At 69.4% G+C, this 19,526-nt stretch carries 18 protein-coding genes; 15 read left to right on the forward strand and 3 right to left on the reverse strand.

Annotation, left to right across the window (positions count from 1 at the left end):
• Genes ACZ6ZD_RS21245 through ACZ6ZD_RS21255 form a run of 3 tightly spaced genes read left to right on the forward strand, consistent with a single transcriptional unit; the run spans window position 1 to window position 3,151 of the window.
• Window positions 1-1,488 carry a hypothetical protein gene (locus ACZ6ZD_RS21245; RefSeq protein ID WP_465674622.1) on the forward strand — a complete coding sequence of 496 codons (1,488 nt, stop codon included), beginning with the start codon at window positions 1-3 and terminating at the stop codon, window positions 1,486-1,488.
• A 32-nt stretch (window positions 1,489-1,520) separates the two neighbouring features.
• Window positions 1,521-1,649, forward strand: a complete 129-nt coding sequence (locus ACZ6ZD_RS21250; protein WP_465674624.1) for a hypothetical protein — start codon at window positions 1,521-1,523, stop codon at window positions 1,647-1,649.
• Complete coding sequence (locus ACZ6ZD_RS21255) at window positions 1,646-3,151, forward strand: hypothetical protein (RefSeq protein ID WP_465674626.1); 1,506 nt, start codon at window positions 1,646-1,648, stop codon at window positions 3,149-3,151. The genes ACZ6ZD_RS21250 and ACZ6ZD_RS21255 overlap by 4 nt, the downstream gene beginning before the upstream one ends.
• 6 nt (window positions 3,152-3,157) lie before the next feature.
• On the opposite strand, the gene ACZ6ZD_RS21260 is transcribed toward ACZ6ZD_RS21255, so the two are convergent.
• The 3 genes from ACZ6ZD_RS21260 to ACZ6ZD_RS21270 all read right to left on the reverse strand — a co-directional run bounded on the left by ACZ6ZD_RS21260 (window position 3,158) and on the right by ACZ6ZD_RS21270 (window position 7,113).
• Window positions 3,158-5,941 carry a helix-turn-helix transcriptional regulator gene (locus ACZ6ZD_RS21260; protein ID WP_465674628.1) on the reverse strand — a complete coding sequence of 928 codons (2,784 nt, stop codon included), beginning with the start codon at window positions 5,939-5,941 and terminating at the stop codon, window positions 3,158-3,160.
• A 133-nt stretch (window positions 5,942-6,074) separates the two neighbouring features.
• Window positions 6,075-6,467 (reverse strand): PAAR domain-containing protein, encoded by a 393-nt coding sequence (locus ACZ6ZD_RS21265; RefSeq protein ID WP_465674631.1) that lies wholly within the window; start codon window positions 6,465-6,467, stop codon window positions 6,075-6,077.
• Window positions 6,439-7,113, reverse strand: coding sequence for a Pvc16 family protein (locus tag ACZ6ZD_RS21270; RefSeq protein WP_465674633.1), 675 nt, complete (start codon window positions 7,111-7,113; stop codon window positions 6,439-6,441). The genes ACZ6ZD_RS21265 and ACZ6ZD_RS21270 overlap by 29 nt, the downstream gene beginning before the upstream one ends.
• A gap of 108 nt (window positions 7,114-7,221) precedes the next feature.
• On the opposite strand from ACZ6ZD_RS21270, the gene ACZ6ZD_RS21275 reads away from it, so the two are divergent.
• From ACZ6ZD_RS21275 to ACZ6ZD_RS21330, 12 genes are all read left to right on the forward strand, one after another.
• On the forward strand, window positions 7,222-8,829 hold the full coding sequence (locus ACZ6ZD_RS21275) for a phage tail sheath family protein (RefSeq protein ID WP_465674635.1): 1,608 nt from the start codon (window positions 7,222-7,224) through the stop codon (window positions 8,827-8,829).
• Complete coding sequence (locus ACZ6ZD_RS21280) at window positions 8,826-9,275, forward strand: phage tail protein (RefSeq protein WP_465674637.1); 450 nt, start codon at window positions 8,826-8,828, stop codon at window positions 9,273-9,275. Before ACZ6ZD_RS21275 ends, ACZ6ZD_RS21280 begins: the two co-directional genes overlap by 4 nt.
• A 25-nt stretch (window positions 9,276-9,300) precedes the next feature.
• Complete coding sequence (locus tag ACZ6ZD_RS21285) at window positions 9,301-9,762, forward strand: phage tail protein (protein ID WP_465674639.1); 462 nt, start codon at window positions 9,301-9,303, stop codon at window positions 9,760-9,762.
• Entirely contained in the window at window positions 9,759-10,160 is a 402-nt protein-coding gene (locus ACZ6ZD_RS21290) for a hypothetical protein (protein WP_465674641.1), read from the forward strand. The genes ACZ6ZD_RS21285 and ACZ6ZD_RS21290 overlap by 4 nt, the downstream gene beginning before the upstream one ends.
• The gene (locus ACZ6ZD_RS21295) at window positions 10,157-10,348 is read left to right on the forward strand and encodes a DUF6760 family protein (protein WP_465676075.1); all 192 of its coding nucleotides are present in this window, start codon (window positions 10,157-10,159) and stop codon (window positions 10,346-10,348) included. The genes ACZ6ZD_RS21290 and ACZ6ZD_RS21295 overlap by 4 nt, the downstream gene beginning before the upstream one ends.
• A 93-nt stretch (window positions 10,349-10,441) precedes the next feature.
• Window positions 10,442-12,442, forward strand: a complete 2,001-nt coding sequence (locus ACZ6ZD_RS21300; protein ID WP_465674643.1) for an eCIS core domain-containing protein — start codon at window positions 10,442-10,444, stop codon at window positions 12,440-12,442.
• Between the two features lie 9 nt (window positions 12,443-12,451).
• Window positions 12,452-12,937, forward strand: coding sequence for a phage tail protein (locus tag ACZ6ZD_RS21305; protein ID WP_465674645.1), 486 nt, complete (start codon window positions 12,452-12,454; stop codon window positions 12,935-12,937).
• On the forward strand, window positions 12,934-14,052 hold the full coding sequence (locus tag ACZ6ZD_RS21310) for a phage tail protein (protein WP_465674647.1): 1,119 nt from the start codon (window positions 12,934-12,936) through the stop codon (window positions 14,050-14,052). Before ACZ6ZD_RS21305 ends, ACZ6ZD_RS21310 begins: the two co-directional genes overlap by 4 nt.
• The gene (locus ACZ6ZD_RS21315) at window positions 14,049-15,914 is read left to right on the forward strand and encodes a VgrG-related protein (RefSeq protein WP_465674649.1); all 1,866 of its coding nucleotides are present in this window, start codon (window positions 14,049-14,051) and stop codon (window positions 15,912-15,914) included. The genes ACZ6ZD_RS21310 and ACZ6ZD_RS21315 overlap by 4 nt, the downstream gene beginning before the upstream one ends.
• Window positions 15,915-15,927: 13 nt before the next feature.
• The gene (locus ACZ6ZD_RS21320; RefSeq protein WP_465674651.1) at window positions 15,928-16,341 is read left to right on the forward strand and encodes a GPW/gp25 family protein; all 414 of its coding nucleotides are present in this window, start codon (window positions 15,928-15,930) and stop codon (window positions 16,339-16,341) included.
• On the forward strand, window positions 16,341-18,278 hold the full coding sequence (locus ACZ6ZD_RS21325; RefSeq protein WP_465674653.1) for a putative baseplate assembly protein: 1,938 nt from the start codon (window positions 16,341-16,343) through the stop codon (window positions 18,276-18,278). Before ACZ6ZD_RS21320 ends, ACZ6ZD_RS21325 begins: the two co-directional genes overlap by 1 nt.
• The gene (locus tag ACZ6ZD_RS21330; protein WP_465674655.1) at window positions 18,278-19,522 is read left to right on the forward strand and encodes an NADase-type glycan-binding domain-containing protein; all 1,245 of its coding nucleotides are present in this window, start codon (window positions 18,278-18,280) and stop codon (window positions 19,520-19,522) included. The genes ACZ6ZD_RS21325 and ACZ6ZD_RS21330 overlap by 1 nt, the downstream gene beginning before the upstream one ends.
• The last annotated feature ends 4 nt before the right edge of the window (window positions 19,523-19,526 follow it).

Below are 19,526 nucleotides of genomic sequence, written 5' to 3' on the forward strand. Positions count from 1 at the left end.
GTGGTCGATCCATTCTCCGTAGGCCTCGGCGGCGCCGGCGCCATCGTCGCCGCCGCGGGGGCGATAGTCCAGGTCGTCAACTTCGCCGTCGGCACGAGCGGCTCCCTCGACCCGACGTACGGCACCGCCGCCTCGACCCTCGACGACGACCACCTGAAACGACTGCAAACCCGCTCGGGCGGCCAGCTGAACGTCGTCCACCTCGTCCGGCACCGGATCCCCTTCGTCTTCTTCCGGAAATCGGCTGCCAAGGCGCACGTCGACCGAGTGACCATGGTGCCCAAGATCATGGCACTGGTTGCCTACGGCACCGATGAGAGAGCCGCCACCGAGGAGTTCAAGGATTTCTTGCGGACGCTGGAGAAGTCCGAGACCCGGATCTCCGTTCCGCTGCAGCTGGAATGTGAGGTGATCGGATTCGAGTACCGCCGGGACGGCGACTTCGCGACCGAGTACCACGTCCGCTCGGCGATCGTCCGGCCCTGGCACGGTGAGCAGCCGTACCTGAACTACTTCCAGGAGAAGGCCAGTCTTCGGTTCAGCGCCCGGGGCAATCTCGTCAGCGGGCAGCACGCCTCGTACGTGGTGTTCTCGTGGCACTTCCGCAGCGAGGGCCGGCGATTCCGCGCGACCGGCGGCGAGAAGCAGGGCGACCTGAAACTGACCCTGAGCCGCGACGGACGACCGCAGCTCGAGCCGAACCCACGCAGCAACATCAAGATCTTCGACCATTTCGACGAGGAACAGCTGCGCATCGATTCGACGATCAGCCTCACCACGGTCAAACCCGACAAGGACGGCTCCGTACCGGTCCGCGACCTCTCGGCCGCCGCGACCTCGGCCAAGGTCAAGAGCTTCACGAAGGACGCCGCCGGCCCGGCCGTGATCGACGGTGTGCGGTGGGCTCCGGATCGCGAGAAGACGCGGGAAGCGGTTCGCCGATACGTCAAGGATCGCTACGGAGTGCCGATCTCCTACGCTCCGGCGCAACTGCGTCTGGACGCGATCTACGACCGCTATCAGCCCGCGCAGTGGATTCTCTTCCTGGCCCATCAGACCAGGAGCCTGTACAAGCAGCGATCGCCATTCCGCCGCAAACTCGTCGCCGCCGGGGTGTACCGCAGCGACGAGGAGGTCGCCGATCTGACCGGCCGGATGGACGCCGTCCTCGAGCGAGAGTTCGGATCGTTCGTTGCCGACCGGATGAAGCCGGCCGGCGACCCGAAGAACGCGCGGACGATCTTCGAGGACTACCGGGAAACCATCGAGGAACTCGCCGCGGGCGCCCGGACGGAGGCCGGATTCCGGAAACTGGTGCACGCGAGCAGGTCCGGACTCGTCGAGCTCGCCCGTGCGCTCGGCCGGGATCCGGAACTCGAACAGGAACGGGTCGCCGCACTGTTCGACCCGCTGGATTTCGCGCGGGACTGGGACGTGCCGGTCGCGACCTTCACGAGCGAGGCCCCACCGGATGTCCGGGGTGGCTGACCGATGCTGCGGCGCAACGAACGGAGACGACAATGACGAACGACGGCCCGGAGAGCGACACCCCCGCAGTACCGGCGGGCGAGGTGAGTCAGGAACTGCAGGACCTGCTGGCCGAGATCATCGGCGACGCCGATCCCGCTGACGAGGAGACCCCGGCATGACCGAGGTCGATCCGTTCGCGCAGGCCCAGAACGTGATGACCACGTTCGCCGTCCGTGCTCCGGCCGCGACGAGCGTGTTGTCCTTCGCGCTCGGCGCCGAAGGGAGCGGTCAGCTCGCGCCGACCTTCGGCCCGGACGTCACGACCCTCACCGACGCGCGCCTGGCGACACTGGACAAACGGGCCGGTGGGCCGGCCCGGATCACCAGCAGGATCCGGTACCGCTTTCCGCTCGCGTTCAGGGTCGAATCCGTGCTGGCCGGTGGGGCCGATCTGGCCGGCGGCCTGCTGGGCGTCCTGAAAACGGCCGGGCGGGTGCCCGGCTCGGCCCTGGGAACCGTCGTGGACGTCGTCCGGGGCAGGGACTGGGACAGCCGCCTCGAGAAGGAACAGGAACGCCTCAAGGAGTCCTTGAAGACCTCGTTCGTGCGGATCGCCATCCCGTTCCTGCTCGAATGCGAAGTCATCAGCAGTCCGGGCGGGCTGGACCTCCGAGCGCGCGTCGTTCCGCATCACGACGGTACGGCGAAGTTTCGCAATCTGTTCTCCGAGGCCGCCGTCTTCGGTATCAAGGGCTCGGCCTACGCCGCCTCGAACCATCGCCTGTACTGCGAGTTCGACTGGAGCTTCTTCGCGAACGGCCGCCGGATGCAGGCAATGGCCACCGAGGATCAGGGCCTGATCCGGATCGACGTCGACGAGGACGGAGTGGCCCAGCCGCCGAAGCTGTCCGGCGGAGGTGGGCGGCTGCACATCCTGGACGCCCTCGCCCCTGAACAGTTGCCGGTCGACGCGCCGGTCGTCAGCGCCCTCACGACTCCCGCTACGGCGGCGGCGGTCGCAGCCCCCGGAGACACGTTCCGGGGGAGGTGGCGGCCGGATCGCGGAAAGGTCCGGGAGGCACTGCGACTCCACCTCCAGGACCGGTACTCCCTGGCCATCGGCGACGCTCGCGGGCAGGCCTGGGTGAACGACATCTTCGGGGCCCAGAGCCCGGCGAACTGGCTGCTCTTCATGGCGCACCAGACCGGTCAGCTCCACACCTCGGTCGACCTGCGGGACCGGCTCGAGGCCGCCCAGATCTATCGGAACGAGGCCCAGGCCGCCACGCTGGCGCAGCGTCTGAAGAAGGATCTGGACGCCGCCTTCGAGGCGTTCGCGGCCGAGCGCGCCAAGACCACCCGCGGCCTTTCGGCAGCAGACCGGCGAGCGGCTGCCGAGAAGCTCTACCGCCGCTACCGCGATCAGGTCGAAGTGCTGTACGCGAAGTACCAGGGCCCCGGAAACAACCGGGAGCAGATCGGCATGCAGCTTCGTGAATACGTCCGCGATGCCCTGGTCGACGTCATCAGGGTTCACGAAGGGCTGACCGGGTCCGATCACGCCCGGCGCCGGTACGAGGCCTTCGTGCGTGACTACACCCCGGTCGACGGATTCCGGGCGTACGCCGCCGTCTTCGGCGAGCCCGCGGCAGCCGCGGGAGAAAAGGAGCAGGAGTCCTAGCGCGGGTCAGTTGTGGCCGTGGAACAGCTGCCGGCGAGAGGTGATCCGCAGTTTGGCGAAGATGTTGCTGAGGTGATACTCGATGGTTTTGGGGGTTACGTGCAGGCGGCCGGCGATCTCCCGGTTGGTGAGGTTCTGGCGAACCAGGTCGACGACTTCTCGTTCCTTCGTGGTGAGCGTGCTGGTGGGCGCGGCCGGGGGTTCGGCGGTAACGGCCGAGAGGTCGGCGGTGGCGCGGCGGAGGTAGGGCATCGCGGCGAGGGTGGTGAAGCACTGCCTGGCGGCGGTGAGCCAGCGCCTGGCGCCGGGGAGGTCACCGGTAGCGGCCAGGTGGCGGCCGTGGGCATGGAACAGTTGGCCGTCGGCAAGGCGCGGGCGCGGCTCGATGAGGGAACCGAGGCAGTCTTCAGTGAGCTCGACAGCGGCCTGGAGGTCTCCTTCGGCAACGGCCTGCTGGGCTCGGAGACGGCCGACGGTGCTGTGCATCACGGCGATGCCGTCGCTTCGCTCGACCAGCGCCTCCAGCTGGCGGGCCGCTTCGTCCGGACGACCGGCGTGCTGGAGGGCGTCGATGAGGAGCGGACGCCACCACGTACTCCACCATTCATGGACTCCGCCGGCCGACAGCCCGTCCAGCACGAGCCCCGATACGGCGCTCAGCTCCCGAAGCACGGTGCGGTGATCGTTGCGCGCGTGGTGCAGGACGGCGGCCGCGATCGCCGCGTACTTTCGGTCCTGGGGACCACCGAGCCGGCGGGCGGCCGCGGCGGCGGACCGGACATAGTGCTCGGCGGTGTTCCAGTCGCCGCGGGCGGACGGGACCAGCGAAGCGGCCAGATAGAGGATGACGTCGTTCATCGCGGGCTGGTCGTCGTCGGCGAGCATGGCCGCTCTTCGCATGGTGAGAACGCTCGCGTCCCACTCACCGAGCTGGAACTGCAGGGCGGCCAGGTAGCAGCGCGGTTGGACGCCGGACAACATCTGCGCTCCGGCCTCCTGGCGCCGGATGACCTCCGTGAGGTCGCTGCGGGCCTCCTCAGCCAGACCGACCAGGGCGCGCAGCGCGCCACGGCAGGCAAGTGACTCGAGGTCGTTGGTGGAGACGTCTGCCGGATGATCACTGAGGAAGCTCAGCGCCTCCAGACCGCCGGCCAGACCGGCTCGCCGGGACTCGGCCACTGCCTGCAGGCACACGACGTAATCGCGCAGAGTCCCCGGAACGCCGGTGGCTGCCAGCGTGATCGCGGCCAGCTCCAGCGCCTCGTCGATGTCACCCCGCCAGACGCTGATCCCGGTCAGGCCGGCGGCGGCCGTGCCGTGCACCCAGGACGAGGACTTCGACCGCGCGCTCTGCGCCAAGGCGTCGACGAGATGCTGCTCGGCGTCCCTGCGTTTCCCGCTGACGAACAGGTCGCAGAGCCCAAGGGCAAGCGACCGCAGACCGGACGGCGCACAGCGGCTCGCCCGTTCGTACAGGGTCGAACTCCGCCCGCGATCCGCGCTGAACATCAGGTGCACCATCGAGGTCAGTAGGAGCTTCTCACTCCGCGGCCCCCAGGGAGTCAGATCAGCCGCCCACCTCAAGAAGGTCGCCGCCGTCCCGTGACTCCCCCGCGCCGCTTCCACCGCCGCTGCGTCCTCGAGCTCGCCCGCCAGGACGGCGTCCGCCGAGTCGACGGCCGCGACCCGATGACGCCAGGCCAGGAACGGCTCGACGGTGGCCGCGGCCCGTCGATGCAGCTCGCTGCGTCGCGCCGGCGTCAACGCCGAGTAGATCGCCTCGCGTTGCAGCTCGTGCGTGATCGCCACGGGACTCGTGGCCTCGCTGCGGAACCAGGTGGCCAGCCCGGCATCGATGGCCGGACGCAGGGCCTGGTGAGCATGGTCGACACTGCCCACCTCAGCGGCCTGGGCCAGCGACGGCCGACCACCGAGGACAGCCAGCGCGCCAAGCAACGCCCTCGTCGGCTCAGGCATCTCGGCGAAGGCGCGCCGCGTCGCCGATTCGACCGACGGCGGTACGGCGGACCGCCAGTCGAGGCTGCTGAAGCGATAGGCCGAGATCTCGTTGAGCATCGTCCGCAGCAGCAACGGATGCCCGGCCGTGTACGAATGGAATCGCCGGGCCGCGGCCGCCGGCAGTCGCGGCCCGAGCGTGTGCTGAGCCAGGTCGATGAAATCGAGCAGGTCGAGGCCGGTCAGCTCGAGCTGGAGATCGGCGGGGATACCGCGGATCAACCGGTCCAGTGCGGGATCCGGCGGCGTCGAGGCGGGTGCCGGATGCGCCGATCGGGCGACCAGGACGACGAGGAGTTGCTCGGACCACATCCGCCGCAAGACGAACCGCAGCGCCTGCAGCGAGGAGTTGTCGGCCCACTGGAGATCGTCGATCACCAGGACGACCGGCGATCGGCGCTGCAGTTGCCCGAACAGATCGAGCAACTGACTCCCGACCGCTGTCGGGTTGGCCCCCGCCGGAGCCCGCGACGCGAGTGACAAGGTCTTGGCACGGAGCTCCGCGGGAGCCTGAGCGAGGATCTGCTCGACCAGGCCGAGCTCGAGCAGCGACTCGGCCTGGTCGCCGGTGGCCAGGAGGGCGGCGAAATCCGGCAGCCGGGCCAGGAAGTGGCGGATCAGCCACGACTTCCCGATGCCGGGCGCGCCCTCGATCACAACGGTCTGGTGTTCGCCGGCGCGAACCTTCTCGGCGAGCTCCGAGAGACGCGCCAGTTCGGCCGCCCGGCCGACGAAATCTCCGTCGTCCGAGCGGTGCAGCAGGCCAGAGGTCATGGCGCCTCAACTCCATGAACGGCGGCGTGGGGAGCACCGCGAACTCCTGCGCAAGACCGGGTCACCAGATTAACTGAGCGATCAGGTAAAAGGTTACGCGGATGCCGTGATCAGCGGGCGACGGTTTCCGGGATCAGCCGACGAGAACCTTGCCAGTGGCAATCAGGGTGCCGGTCGGGGCCGGCGCCGGGTCGTTGCAGGTGAGCACCTTGTCCCCCGCCTTCGCCAGCGGTTTCCCGTTGACCAGCACGAGTGGACCGAGTGCGATGACCGACCCGCGATTGTCCGGCGGCTTCTGGAACGTCCCCCCGGAGGGAACGTGCGGCGGCAGGTTCACGGCGATGCTCCCGTGCACAGCTGCCGGCTTCCCCTCGATCAGTACGTCGGTGCTGCAGCCGGTCAGCACCCGCCCGGTGAACGGAAACGATCTCGGCGTCGGTACCGGACCACCCGCACTGGGCACCATCACCACGTGCACATCGGTACCGACGACCTGATCACCCAGCTTCGCCGCGGGCTTGCCCATCGCGTCCCCCCTCGGTGATTCGCGCCGGCGGGCGCGGACGGCTCCCCCGGCCACCTGAAACCCTCGTACCGGACTGTGCCGCAATCGGTGTGGTCTCGACGCCGAGGTCAATCGATTCCGGCAGCCGGCTGAGGTCGCTTCGGGCAGCTACCGGGACCGGTGCGGTCACGACCAGCTGCAGGCAGATCCGGGGCGCGAGCTCCAGCGCGCGCCAGATCTCCGGCTGGGTCGACCCCGCACCGGCCCTGCCGACAACCAGCGTGACCGGACCGCGGGCATCGGCGAGTGATCCCGTCAGGTTGGTCCCGGCGATGACTGGCACATGGGCGACCGAACGCAGGATGCAGCCCAACAGCGAGAGCTCCAGCGTCAGGCTCGTCGACCAGGCAGTGACCAGGTAGTGGAAGTCGTAGCGGCGCTCAGGCGGCCGTCGGCTCACGACATGCCCGCCGCGATCGCGTTCCTCGCTCCAGAGACCGGCCGCTCCGCCGTCCTGGTTCTCCAGCACCTCCTGCAGGAACAGGCTCACGACGCCGGTCTCCCGGTCGTTCCACCGGGCGCTCGGCGGCTCCAGCACGACCTCCGTGCCGGCCGGCAGCACCTGGCCGAAGTGGGTGCTGATGGTCGCGCCCAGTTCGTCGAGCATGACCACTACTGTCCGGGCCGCGCGGGCAACCGAACAGGATCCTCCGGCCAGTGGTCAGGGCCGATCGGTTGGCCCGATGAGGCATCCGTTCGTGCACCGGCTCTTGTGGTGCGGCGGTCGCCCGCAGCCGCACAGTTGCGGCAGGCCGATTCGTCGGAACAGCTGCTCAGCCAGGAGGTCCGGATGCCGTCGTACCTGTCCCCGGGTGTCTATGTGGAGGAAGTCTCCTCCGGCTCGAAACCGATCGAGGGAGTCGGTACGGCGGTCGCCGCGTTCGTCGGGTTCGCCGCGAAGGGACCGGTCAACGAGGCCGTCCTGATCAGCAACTGGACACAGTTCGTGGAGACCTTCGGCCAGTTCGTCGAAGGGGCCCTGCTCGCACACTCCGTCTACGGCTACTTCCTGAACGGCGGCGGGACCGCGTACATCGTCCGGGTCGGCGGTGGGCCGGGCGCGACTCCGGGTCAGGGCATCGGCCCGGGCGACAGCCGGGCCGAGCTGCCGAGCCGAGGTGACGGCAAGCCGCTGGTGATCCGGGCGCTGGACGCCGCACCGGCCGGACAGCCGCTGACGGTCGAGATCCAGGAACCGTCGGAGCCGGGTGAGGACGTCTTCAAGCTGGTGGTCAAGGCCGGCTCGGAGGAGGAGGTCTTCGACAACCTGACGACCCGCCGCGGCGCGGCCAACGTGGTGTCCGCCCTGCGCAAGTCGAAGTGGGTGGTTGCCGAGGAGGTCAAAGGCGCGGCGATGGCAGTGCCGGAACGAGGGCGCTCGGCGACCTTGGCGCCGTCCGGTCCGGAGCAGCGCGCCGCGACGGTCGACGACTACGTCGGCGATGCCGACGAGCGCAGCGGGTTCTCGGGGCTCGAGGCGATCGACGACATCACCATGCTCTGCGTGCCGGATCTGATGACCGCCTACCAGGCCGGGACGCTCGACCTGGACGGCGTCAAAGCGGTCCAGCTGGCGATGATCGCGCACTGTGAGCTGATGTCCGACCGGGTGGCGATTCTCGATCCGCCGCCCGGACTCCGGCCGCAGCAGCTCAAGGACTGGCGGCAGAACGTGGCGGGCTACGACTCGAAATACGCCACGCTGTACTGGCCCTGGGTGAAGGTCGCCGACCCGAGCAGCGGCAAGCCGATCATGCTGCCGCCGAGCGGTCACGTGGCCGGCGTCTGGGCCCGGAACGACGAGACCCGCGGCGTCCACAAGGCGCCGGCCAACGAGGTCGTCCGCGGCGTCCTGGATCTGCAGTCCGGCATCACGCGCGGCGAACACGACCAGCTCAACCCGATCGGCGTGAACTGCCTGCGGTTCTTCCCGGGCCAGGGGATCCGGGTCTGGGGAGCGCGGACCTTGTCGAGCGACGCCGAGTGGCGGTACCTCAATGTCCGCAGACTGTTCAACTTCCTGGAGAAGTCCATTCTCGGCGGCACCCATTGGGTGGTCTTCGAGCCGAACGACCATTTTCTGTGGTCGTCGGTGGAGCGCACGATCAGCATGTTCCTGCGCCGGGTCTGGCGGACCGGCGCGCTGTTCGGCCAGACGCCGGAGGAGGCGTTCTACGTCAAGTGCGATGCCGAGAACAATCCTCCCGAGAGCCGGGACGCGGGCATCCTGACCGTCGACATCGGGGTCGCCCCGGTGAAACCCGCCGAGTTCGTGGTGTTCCGGCTGGCGCAGTTCTCCGAAGGATCGGAGCTGCAGGAATGACGGACCTGCTGGAGCCGTCGCTGGTCACCGCCCCGCGCTTCTTCGTGATGTGCGAGGGCTGGACGGCGGGCATCGGCTTCTCCAAACTGGCCGGTTTCACCTCCGAGGTGGAATTCCAGGAGTACTCGTACAACGTGCGGCTGGGCAACGTGCACACCAAGCAGTTCGGCCGGGTGAAAGCGCCGTCGATCGTGCTCGAGCGGGCGCTGGACCGCAACGGGTTCGCCCAGCTCTACGGCTGGCACCTGCTGGCCCGGCTGAACAATCCGCTGGCGAAGCTGCCGGCCATGTTCGACATCTGCACCAAGGCCGGCGATCCGGTGCTCTCCTGCCTGCTGGAGAACGCTTGGTGCTCCAAGCTCGAGCTCGACGCCGCGCAGGCAGGCGGCCCGGCGGTGCTGATGATGCGCGCCACGATCACCTGCGACGGACTGATTCAGCTGTGACGGCGACAACGAAGGGATCGACGACATGACCTCGGGCAGTCTCGAAGGACTGGTGATCACGGCGACGTTCGTGGTCGACTTCCCCACCACGCCGATCGGCCGGATGGACTTCGCCGAGCTCGGCGGGATCTCCTCCAAGGTCGGGGTCCAGGAGTACCTCTACAGCAATGCGAGCGGCCAGCTGGTGCACACCAAACAGTTCGGCAAGACGGATCCGCCGACCATCACGCTGAAGCGCGCCGTCGACCGGGCGGGCACCAACGCGATCCTGCTGTGGCACGAGATGGCCCGCAACGGCGATCCCCGGGCGCGCGCGGACGGGACGTTGAGCGTCTTCGGCGGCGACCCGTCGAAGCCGACCACGGTGTACATCGTCCACAGCGGCTGGCTGTCCGACATCAGCATCACCTCGCTGAAGGCCGGTACCTCGGAGGTGGCGATGATCGAGTGCAAGATCACCTGCGAGAAGATCGTCGGCAAACAATGACCGCGACGGGATTCGCGGCCGCGACCGGGATGCGCACGGAGTACCCGTTCGTCCTGCCGCGGGGGTTCGTCGACGAACACGGCGTCGTCCATCGCGAAGGTGTGCTGCGGCTGGCGACCGCGCGCGACGAGATCAGCACGCAGACCGATCCCAGGGTGCGGCAGAACCCGGCGTACCTGACGGTGCTGTTGCTGGAGCGGACGCTGGTCCGGCTCGGGACGCTCCCGGCCGTGGACACGCTCGTCGTCGAATGCCTGTTCGCCTCGGATCTCGCCTTCCTGCAGGACCTCTACCGCCGCGTCAACCACAGCGGACATACCGAGGTCGACGTGACGTGCCCGTCCTGCGGTCACGACTACGCGGTCGACATCGCCGGTGATCTGCCGGGGGAAGCCTGACGACGTACCCGACCGAAAGGCTCTGGGAAGAGGTCGTGTACGTCGCCTACTACCTGCACTGGTCGCACGCCGAGATCCTCGATCTCGAGCACGCCGATCGGGCCCGGGTCATCGCGGGCATCGGCAGTATCCACAGCAAGCTCGACCCAACGGATCCGGTACTCACGCCGGGCCAGACCTGGAGGTGAGCGATGCGCTGGCCGTTCGGACGCAGGTCCGCCCGCACCGGCGAGGCGCCGGTGCCCAGCAGACCTGTCAGGGCCTGGGCGCGAGGTGCGGCCTTGACGCCCGTCGTCGAGTTGCAGCCTCCGTTACTGAGTCCCTTCCTCGCCCTGCCCGCGGTGGCCGGCACGCAGGAGCTGCTGGAGCGACCGGATGAGCAGGTGCTGGGAAGGCTCGATCCGTTGCTGGGCAAGCCGATTCGCGGCGCAATGACCCGGAGAACTCGACGGCCTTGGCCCGACCTGCCGCCGAGACCACCACGACCCGGTACGACGTCGGCGCGCGCCGGTTCTCGTCCCCTCGCGAAACCGTCGGCCGGCGCCGCTGTCGCAACCGCCGGTGTGGACGCCGAACCTCGCCGCCGCCCACCGGTCGCCGAGCGACTACCCACTGAACGCCCTCCGCTGACGACAGTCAGCGCGGAATACGTCGGGGCACCGCAAGAGCCGGCTCAACCGTTCCGGAGCATCGGCGAGTTCGAGCGGATGCTGTCGGACTTCGACGCCGACGACGCGGCCGGGTTGGCCATGCTCACCGGTTTCTCCTCGGCGGTCTCGGCGCCCCCACCACCCGCTCAGCCGCAACCAGCCGTCGCGATCGCGCGGCCGGCCCGCCGTCCCAGCCTCGCGGAGAGCCGGAAAAGAGGGCTCAAGGCAACCACCCTGACCGAGACCCCGGACCAGCCCGACCCTGCCGAACAGCCGGAAGACGAAGACACACCCGAGCCACCCCAGTCGACCGACCGTCCGCTCGCAGCACCAGCACAAGCCCCCGGCCCAACCCCCACGGACCGCCAGCACCTCAGCGCACCCCCGCTCCACCCAAGCCAGAGCACTCTCCCCGCACCCCGCCCACTCAGCAACCGGCATCCACCCGCCAGACCACTCAGCGACGCCCGCCCCTCCCCCAGCTCACCCGGCGACCCCTATCCCCCCGCCACCTCACTCGCCGACCCGCAGCCCCCGACCAGCTCGCCCGGCGACACCCATACGCCGGCCAGCTCACCCGACAGCGCGCATCCCTCGGCCGGTCCGCTCGGCAACCCACAGCCCGCGTCCGACTCCCTCGGCGACCCCCATCCCCCCGCCACCTCACTCGCCGACCTGCAGCCCCCGGTCGGACCACTCGGCAACACGCATCCCCCAGCCGCCCCACCCCACGACGCATACTCGCCGGCCGGTTCGGTGCATGGCCCAAGTGCCTCACAACCCGCACGAAAGACCCGCAGTACGGCGACCGCACCACTCCGCTACCGCAGTCGCGCCACCCAGGTCACCACGGTGGCACCGAGCCACGTAGCGACCGCGGTTGGCAGGCGGTGGGGAGTTGCGCTGGACGACGTACCGGTGGTGCGGGGTCGACTGACGAGTGTCCGTGCCGGCGAACTATCGGCGCGGGCGTTCACCGCGGCCGGTGTCGTGCACCTGCCCGACGAGGCAGGCGAGCCGGACGACCCCGCCGTACAAGCGTTGTTGGCTCATGAGCTGACCCACGTCGCGCAGCAACGCGTACTCGGCCCGGCCCTACCATCGGCACATTCCGAAGCAGGGCAACAGCTCGAAGAACAGGCAGCAGGAACTGAGCACTGGTTTCGCTCCGGAGCTCTCATCCACAAACCGGCCGCACGCCCGTACGTCGCCTCCAGCAGCACCACGGAGCAGGTCCAAGCAGCACCGGCGACCACCGGCCACAGCTGGTCGCTCCCCCAGAACCTGTTCACACCAACCGCGCCCGAACAGGAACCAGCTAGCCGAACCGAAGCCACACCGGACGACGCGTTCGCATCGTTCTGGTCGCGGACGACGACCGTCACCGAGCCTGTGGTTCCGCAGCCCGCCTCCGACCCGCAACTGCTCGATCGGCTCGAACGGTTGGAGGCGTCGGTAGAGCAGCTCGGCGACCGCCGACCTGCTCCACCCGACGAACTGCTGCTCCGGCTGGACGATCCCTGGCTGCTCGGCCGGCTGGCCGAGCGTCTCTACAGCAACTTCCGGCATCGGCTGCGGGCCGAACTGCTGATCGACCGCGAGCGCCACGGCGTCCTCGCCGACCTGCGTTAGGAGCGAACCATGGCGCCGTCGCCACTGTCCGCCGGCAAAGGACTGGAGATGCTCACCGGTCAGGTGGGCATGTCCCACCGCTACGTGATCGACATCGACAAGTCCCGCTATCAGCTCGGCTCCTGGAGCAAGGCCGCCGGGCTCGGCGTCGGATGGGCGAAGCACACCTATCGGCCGGGCCGAACGACCCACGAGGTCGTGATCCCGGGCAACATCACCTACACGAACATCAGTCTGTCCCGCGCCGCCGGCGCGGAGTCCGGCCGGGTGCAGGACTGGCTCGTGGAGGTCGTCCGCGATCGTCGACCCCTGAGCGGCGCGATCTACCTGATGGACTTCCTCAATCTGCCCGTGGTGACGTGGAAGCTCAACGAGTTCTTCCCGATCGGCTGGCGGCTGTCGGAGCTCGACTCGGGCGGTTCGCGACCGGCGATCGAGACGCTGGAACTGGCCCACACCGGGTTCCTGGACGCCGAGACGAAGGTGGCCCGGTGAGCATCCCGGGCCTGTCCACCGGAGCCGCCGCACTGGGGACCGCCCTGAGCACGCTGCCGGGCCACGGGCGCACCGCGGAACCATCGCCGTACGGGATGACGATGTGGTTCGACGTCTGGGTTCCGATGCTCGACGGCCAACAGCGATCGCTGGGTCTGTGGTCGGGCTGCACCGGGCTGGACGTGAAGTTCACTCCGGAGGGCCCCTTCGACGAGGGCGGTAACAACAGTGTCCCGCACTATCTGCCGGGCAAAGTCACCTACGGCCAGGTGACGCTGGAGCGGGCGATCACCAAAGACGGATCGACAGCGGTCAAGAAGTGGCTGGAACAGCAGGCCGCACACTGGGCCAAGGGCGAGGTGCCGCATTGGAGTCCGGCCGGCAAGAAGCAGCTGCGGACCTCGCCGTCGAAGGTCGTGATTCGCTTGTACAGCGGAGTCGGCCGCGGCGACGCGTACGTCCAGGAGTGGGAGCTGGAGGACGCGATCCCGGTCGCCTGGTCGATTCCGGCGCTGTCCACGAGTGGCGGCGGAGTAGCACTCGAAAAGCTCTCCCTGGTGCACAGCGGGTTTCTGACTCCGGTCGAAACGCTCCACCATCTGGAGTTGGTCAACGGCACGACCAAGCTGAGCTTCCTGTACAGCCCGGCCAAGATCACGCTGAAGAAGGAACGCCGAGTCGAGACCAAGAACGCGACAGTCGATGCCAAGGCCGAAGTGGTCGATCCGGACGCTCTTGGCGTCACCTTGACCGACCTGCGGATCGAAGGCGTCTCGGAGGTCCGGGTCGCGCTGGATCTGTTGCAGCGTTGGCTGATGGTCAAGCAGCCGGCCGCGAGACCGTCCGTCGTACCGGCAAGCACCGAGGGAACCGATCCGAAGACCTGCCAGGCCTGCAACCAGGTCTTGTCGGCGCCCGCCGACGCCACCGCCGCGGGGATTCCCGAGATCCTCCGCGTCGAGTGGGGCGCGGCCCGCGGCGGGCTACCGGAGCGGATGATCCTCAAGAGCTTCGACCTCACCTACACCAGGTTCACCCCGTCCGGGGCGCCGAGCAGGGCGACGGTCTCGCTGACCCTGCAGCAGGCGCAGGCCGATACCGGACTCCGGTCATGACGATCGTCGCGGACTGGCGGCTCGAGGGCCGGGCCACGGTCAAGGCCACCGTGTACGTCGGACCGGCGCGCACCCCGCTGCCGGAACGGCTGGCGGACTCGATCGTCGCCGTGGTCGTCGACCAGAGCCGCGCCCTCCCCGACATGTTCGAGCTCGTGTTCGGCGACCGGGGCGCCTCCGACCAGCTGCTGCGCAGCCTCGCGATCGGCACCGAGGTGGGGATCGCCGCGCCGTCCCCGCTCCGGCCCGGCGATCCGAAGATGCTGATGACCGGAGAGGTGACCGCGGTCGAGGCCGAGTACGGCGAGACGGCACTGCTGACGATCCGGGGCTACACCGAGGATCACCGGCTGCAACGGATCCGCCGCAGCCGGACGTTCGTCAACATGTCCGATGCCGATATCGCCCGCAAGGTCGCCCGGGAGGCCGGCCTGCTGATCGGCGAGGTCACCGCGACCCGCACCGTGTACGAGCACGTCGGCCAGGTGAACCAGACCGACTGGGAGTTCCTGGTCGAGCGGGCGACGGCGCTCGGCTTCGACGTCGGCGTCTCGCACGGCAAGTTCTTCTTCGGCCGCCGGAGCGTCGGTGCGCCGGTCCCGCTGAAGCTGTTGTCCAACCTGGTGAGCTTCGCGCCTCGTGTCACGGTGGGCAATCTCGCCGGAGAAGCCGAGGTCCGCGTCTGGGATCCGCTTGCGGCCAAGGTGATCAGTGGCCGCTCGCCGATCGCTTCGGCTGCGGGCGGCGCCGGCCACGAGGTCCCCGCACTGGTTGCTGCTGGCAACGGCCGCCCCAAGGCTCCGGCCGCCCGAGCCACGTCGGCGGAGCACGGACCGGCGCCGTCGGAGGACGCGCTCGTCGTCGGCGATACACCGGGCGCCTTCGCCCCGACGCCGGGCCCGGCGATCCAGGAGCGTGCCGACGGACTGGCCGAACGGTTGTCGAGCACGTTCGCCGAGGCTGTCGGACAGAGCATCGGGGATCCGTGGCTGTCGACCGGCCGGGAGATCGAGGTCTCGGGCGTGGCCGCACCGTTCGCCGGACGGTGGACCGTGACGCGCGCCAGACACGAGCTGCGGGACGGCCGCTACCGGACCAGGTTCGAGGTGAACGGCGGCCAGGACCGGACGCTGCTCGGGCTGGCCGGCGGCGCCGGCGCGGCCTCTCGGCAGCTTCCAGGGGTGGTCTGCGGGATCATCAGCAACAACCTCGATCCGTTGCGGAAGGGCCGGGTCAAGGTCGTCCTGCCCTGGCTCTCGCCGGACTACGAGACCGGCTGGGCGAGCGTCGTCCAGGCCGGCGCCGGGGAGCGCAGCGGCGCGATGTTCCTGCCGGAGACCGGGGACGAGGTGCTGGTCGGCTTCGAGTTCGGCGATCTGCAGCGGCCGTACGTACTGGGCGGAATCGTCAACAACCGCAGCACCTACGGGCTCGGGGCCGACGCGGTCCGGGCCCAGGGCAACAGCGCGGCGGTGCAGTGGCGAGGGCTCGTCGCGCCGTCGGGATCCCGGCTGGCCTTCCACGACGAACTGACCGGTGGCAATCGGGTCGGCCAGGCGGAGATCCTGCTCGGCAGCGGCGACGGAAATCTCACGCTGCGGATCGACCAGGTCGCCGGGACGGTCGAGCTCCGGAGCGTACCGGGACAGCTGACGCGGCCGGGCGAGAAAGGCCGGCTCGTCATCGAGTGCGGCCCGGGAGGCGCGATCGACATCGTCGCCGGCAGCGGCGGCGCGGTCACCATCGACGGCGGCGCGGCGCTGAATCTGAAGGCTCAGCGGCTGAATCTGGAGGGCGCGCAGATCACCGTCAACGGCACCGGACCGGTCGAGGTCAAGGGCAAGCCCATCAAGCTGAACTGAGGCAGGAGAATTGATGATGACGCAGGCTGTCGCCGGGCTCCGGTTTCCCCTCGACTGCGCGACGACCGGGCGGTTCGGTCTCGCGCGGGGGGTCGAGAAGCTGGAGCAGTGCATCAAGCTGGTACTGCTCACCTATCCGGGCGAACGGGTGATGCGGCCGCAGTTCGGCAGCCGGTTGCGGGACTTCCTGTTCGAGGCTCCGACCCCGGCCACCGTCGTCCAGATCGCGAACGAGGTGGAGCGGGCGATCACGGCGTGCGAACCGCGCGTTCAGGTACACCGGGTCGAGGTGGTCCCGGACGAGTCCCTCGACGGGCTGCTGCACCTCGTGATCCGCTACCGGCCGCTGGAAAGCTCCGCGGTCCGGGAGCTCGCGGTGGACTTCACCACCGATCGGTATCCGGCCGGTTCCGCGGCGGTGGACTGATGGCCCTACCTGCGCCGAACCTGGACGACCGCCGGTACGACGACCTCGTCGCCGACTCGGTCGCCCTGGTCCGCCGGTCCGCGCCGGAATGGACCGACGACAGCCCGGCCGACGTCGGTATGACCCTGATCGAGGCCTCCGCCGGGCTGATCGAAGGTTTGTACCGGCGGCTCAATCAGGTCCCCGACCGGCTGCAGCTGAAGTTCCTCGATCTGATCGGCCTCCGGCTCGTGCCGCCGACCCCGGCGACCGTACCGGTGACGTTCTGGCTGTCGGCCCCGGCCGCCTCGGTCCTGATCATTGCCCAGGGCACCGAAACCGGTACGGTCCGCACCGAGTCCGAGCCCTCGATCATTTTCGCCTCGACCGGCGACCTGACCATTCCGCCGTGCTCGGTGAGCTGCGTGCTGACGCGGAGCGAGGACGCCCCAGATCCGGTCGAACACGACCTCGGTACGACGGCGGCGCCGGCTTTCACGACCGTTCCGCAGCCCGGTGACGAGCTCCTGATCGGGCTGGACGTCGCTGTGCCATCGGTCGCCGTCCGGCTCGAGTACGACGGGCAAACGGAGGGCCTGGGGATCGATCCGGACCGTCCGCCGCTGATCTGGGAGGCCTGGACCGGGTCGTCCTGGACACAGTGCGAGCTCGAACAGGACGAGACCGGCGGGCTCAACCGGTCCGGCTCGCTGGTTCTGCACCTGCCGGCCGGACATCAGCCCAGTGTCATCGGCGGCCGGCCCGCCGGATGGCTCCGGGCCCGTATTGTTGCTACCGACAACGATCAGGCCGGTTACACGGCCGCCCCGCAGATCCGGCAGCTGGCCGCCTGCAGTGTGGGCGGCACGATGGAGTCGGTCCAGGCCGAGCTGATCGTCGACGAGATCCTCGGAGCATCCGTCGGGGTTCCCGGTCAGGTGTTCGCCGTGCGGTCGGCGCCCGTGCTGGCCGGCTTGGGCAGTCCGGTGATCGAACTGAGCTCGGACGCGGGCTGGGACGAATGGGCCGCGGTCGACGACTTCGCCGCGAGTGGCCCCGACGACCGGCACTTCCGGCTGGACGCCGTACCGGGTGAGGTGTCCTTCGGGCCCGCGATCAGGTTGGCCGACGGCAGCCTGCGTCAGCACGGCGCCGTACCGGCCAAGGACGCGACCGTGCGGATCCGCGGTTACGCCACCGGGGGCGGCGTCCGCGGCAACGTGCCGCGCGGAGCGATCGGGAGCCTGAAGTCTTCGGTCCCGTTCGTGTCCGCCGTGCAGAACCTGGTGGCCGCGCAAGGCGGGACCGACGGCGAAAGCTTGGCCGAGGCGCGTGACCGGGCGCCGATCCTGCTGCGGACCCGGGGCCGGGCGGTCACCGCGGAGGACTACGAGGCGCTGGCCCGCGAGGCCGTGCCCGAGGCCGCGCGGGTCCGCTGTATCACCGCGGGCCCCGACTCGGCCGCCGTGAAGGTTCTGGTGGTCCCCGCGGCGGCACAGCCCGGCGGGTTGATCGCCTTCGCGGATCTCGTCCCCCCGAGGCCGTTGCTCGACAAGCTCGCGGGCCGGCTGGAGCAGGTCCGGCTGATCGGGACGCGGGTGTCGGTGGAACCGCCGCGGTATCGCGGGGTCACGGTGGTGACCCGGCTGGTCGCCAGACCGCGGGTCGACCGCGATCGGGTCCGGACCGACGCGCTCGAGGAGCTGTACCGCTTTCTCAATCCGCTGCCCGGCGGTGGATTCGACGGCGCGGGATGGGAGTTCGGACGGTCGGTCCGGGCCGGCGACGTCTACGCCGTGCTGCAGTCCGTCCAGGGTGTCGAGGTGGTCGAGGACATTCGGTTGTTCAGCGCCAATCCGGTCACCGGCGAACGCGGCGCCGAGCAAACCCGAGTCGATCTCGAACGAAACAGCCTGGTCTACTCGTTCGAGCATCTGGTCAAGGTGGAGGACCACTGATGCTGATCTGTGGTGAGTGTGGACATCGCAACGCCGAGCGCGACACCTTCTGCGGCTCGTGCGGCGAGTTCCTGGAGTGGAATGCCCAGCGGGTCGTCCCGGAGGCGCCGGTCGCCCGGGTGGCAGACCCGGAACCGCTGCCGCCGAAGGCCGGGTTGCTGACCCGCATCTCGCGCGCGGCCTCCGAGCTCGCCGGCGGACCGCCGATGCAGCTCCCCGCCCCTCCTGGTAGCGAGGCGCCTGCGCCGCCGGCCAGTCCCCCGGCCGTCGGCGCCGCCCCGCCTCCCCCACCGCCGCCGCCTCCCCCACCTCCACCACCTCCGCCTCCGCCCCCGCCGCCGCCCAGCCCGGCCGCGAAGCTGATCGCGCCGATCGACGACCAGGCGAAGGACCAGCCGGCGGAAGTCGTTCCGCAGGCGGTGCAGGCGCGACCGGTCCCGGTCCGGCGAGCACCGACCACCCCGCCGCGTCCCGGCGAACTGATCTGCGGCGATTGCGGAGAAGGCAACGCCTCGACGCGCAAGTTCTGCCGTCGGTGCGGTCATTCGCTGGCCGAGGCCGAGGTCGCGAAGGTCGGTTGGTGGCGCCGTCTCCGGCGTCGGCTGCGCCGCAAGCCGCGGGTCCTCGCCGCCGGCAGCCGGCCGGCCCGGCCGGGGGAGAACAAGAAGAAGCAGGTGTTCCGGTCGACGCTACGCCGCATCCGCGCCGGCGTCGGCGTCCTGATCCTCGCGTTCGGTCTCCTGGCCGGCTTCTATCCGCCGCTGCGCACGCTGGTGACCCAGCAGGTCGGCAACGTCAAGCAGAAGGTTCGCGGTGTCGCCGACACCGCGTTGACCCCGATCCGGCCGGTCTCGGTCCAGGGTCCGAAGAGCCCGGCCGATCACCCGCCCAAGGCGGCGTTCGACACCTTCCGGAACACCTCCTGGATGAGCGGCTGGAACGAACAGAAGCCGCCGAGCCTGACCGTCCAGCTGGACCACCCGGTTGCCCTCCGCAAGGCGGTCATCTCGACCGGGGACACGACGAACTTCGCCGGCTCGATGCGGCCTTCGGTACTGGAGTTCAAGTACTCCAACGAGAGGTCCGATCTGGTGCAGCTCAAGGATGTCCCCGGCCCGCAGGAGGTCGTACTCCGCAACGCGGTCGGCGTCGGCAAACTCACGATCAGCGTCGTCAACGTCTACCCGGCCGAGGGCGCCACGAGCCTCGCGCTGACCGAGGTCGAACTGTTCGGCATCGGCTGAACCG

The organism is Kribbella sp. NPDC104218, assembly GCF_055584105.1.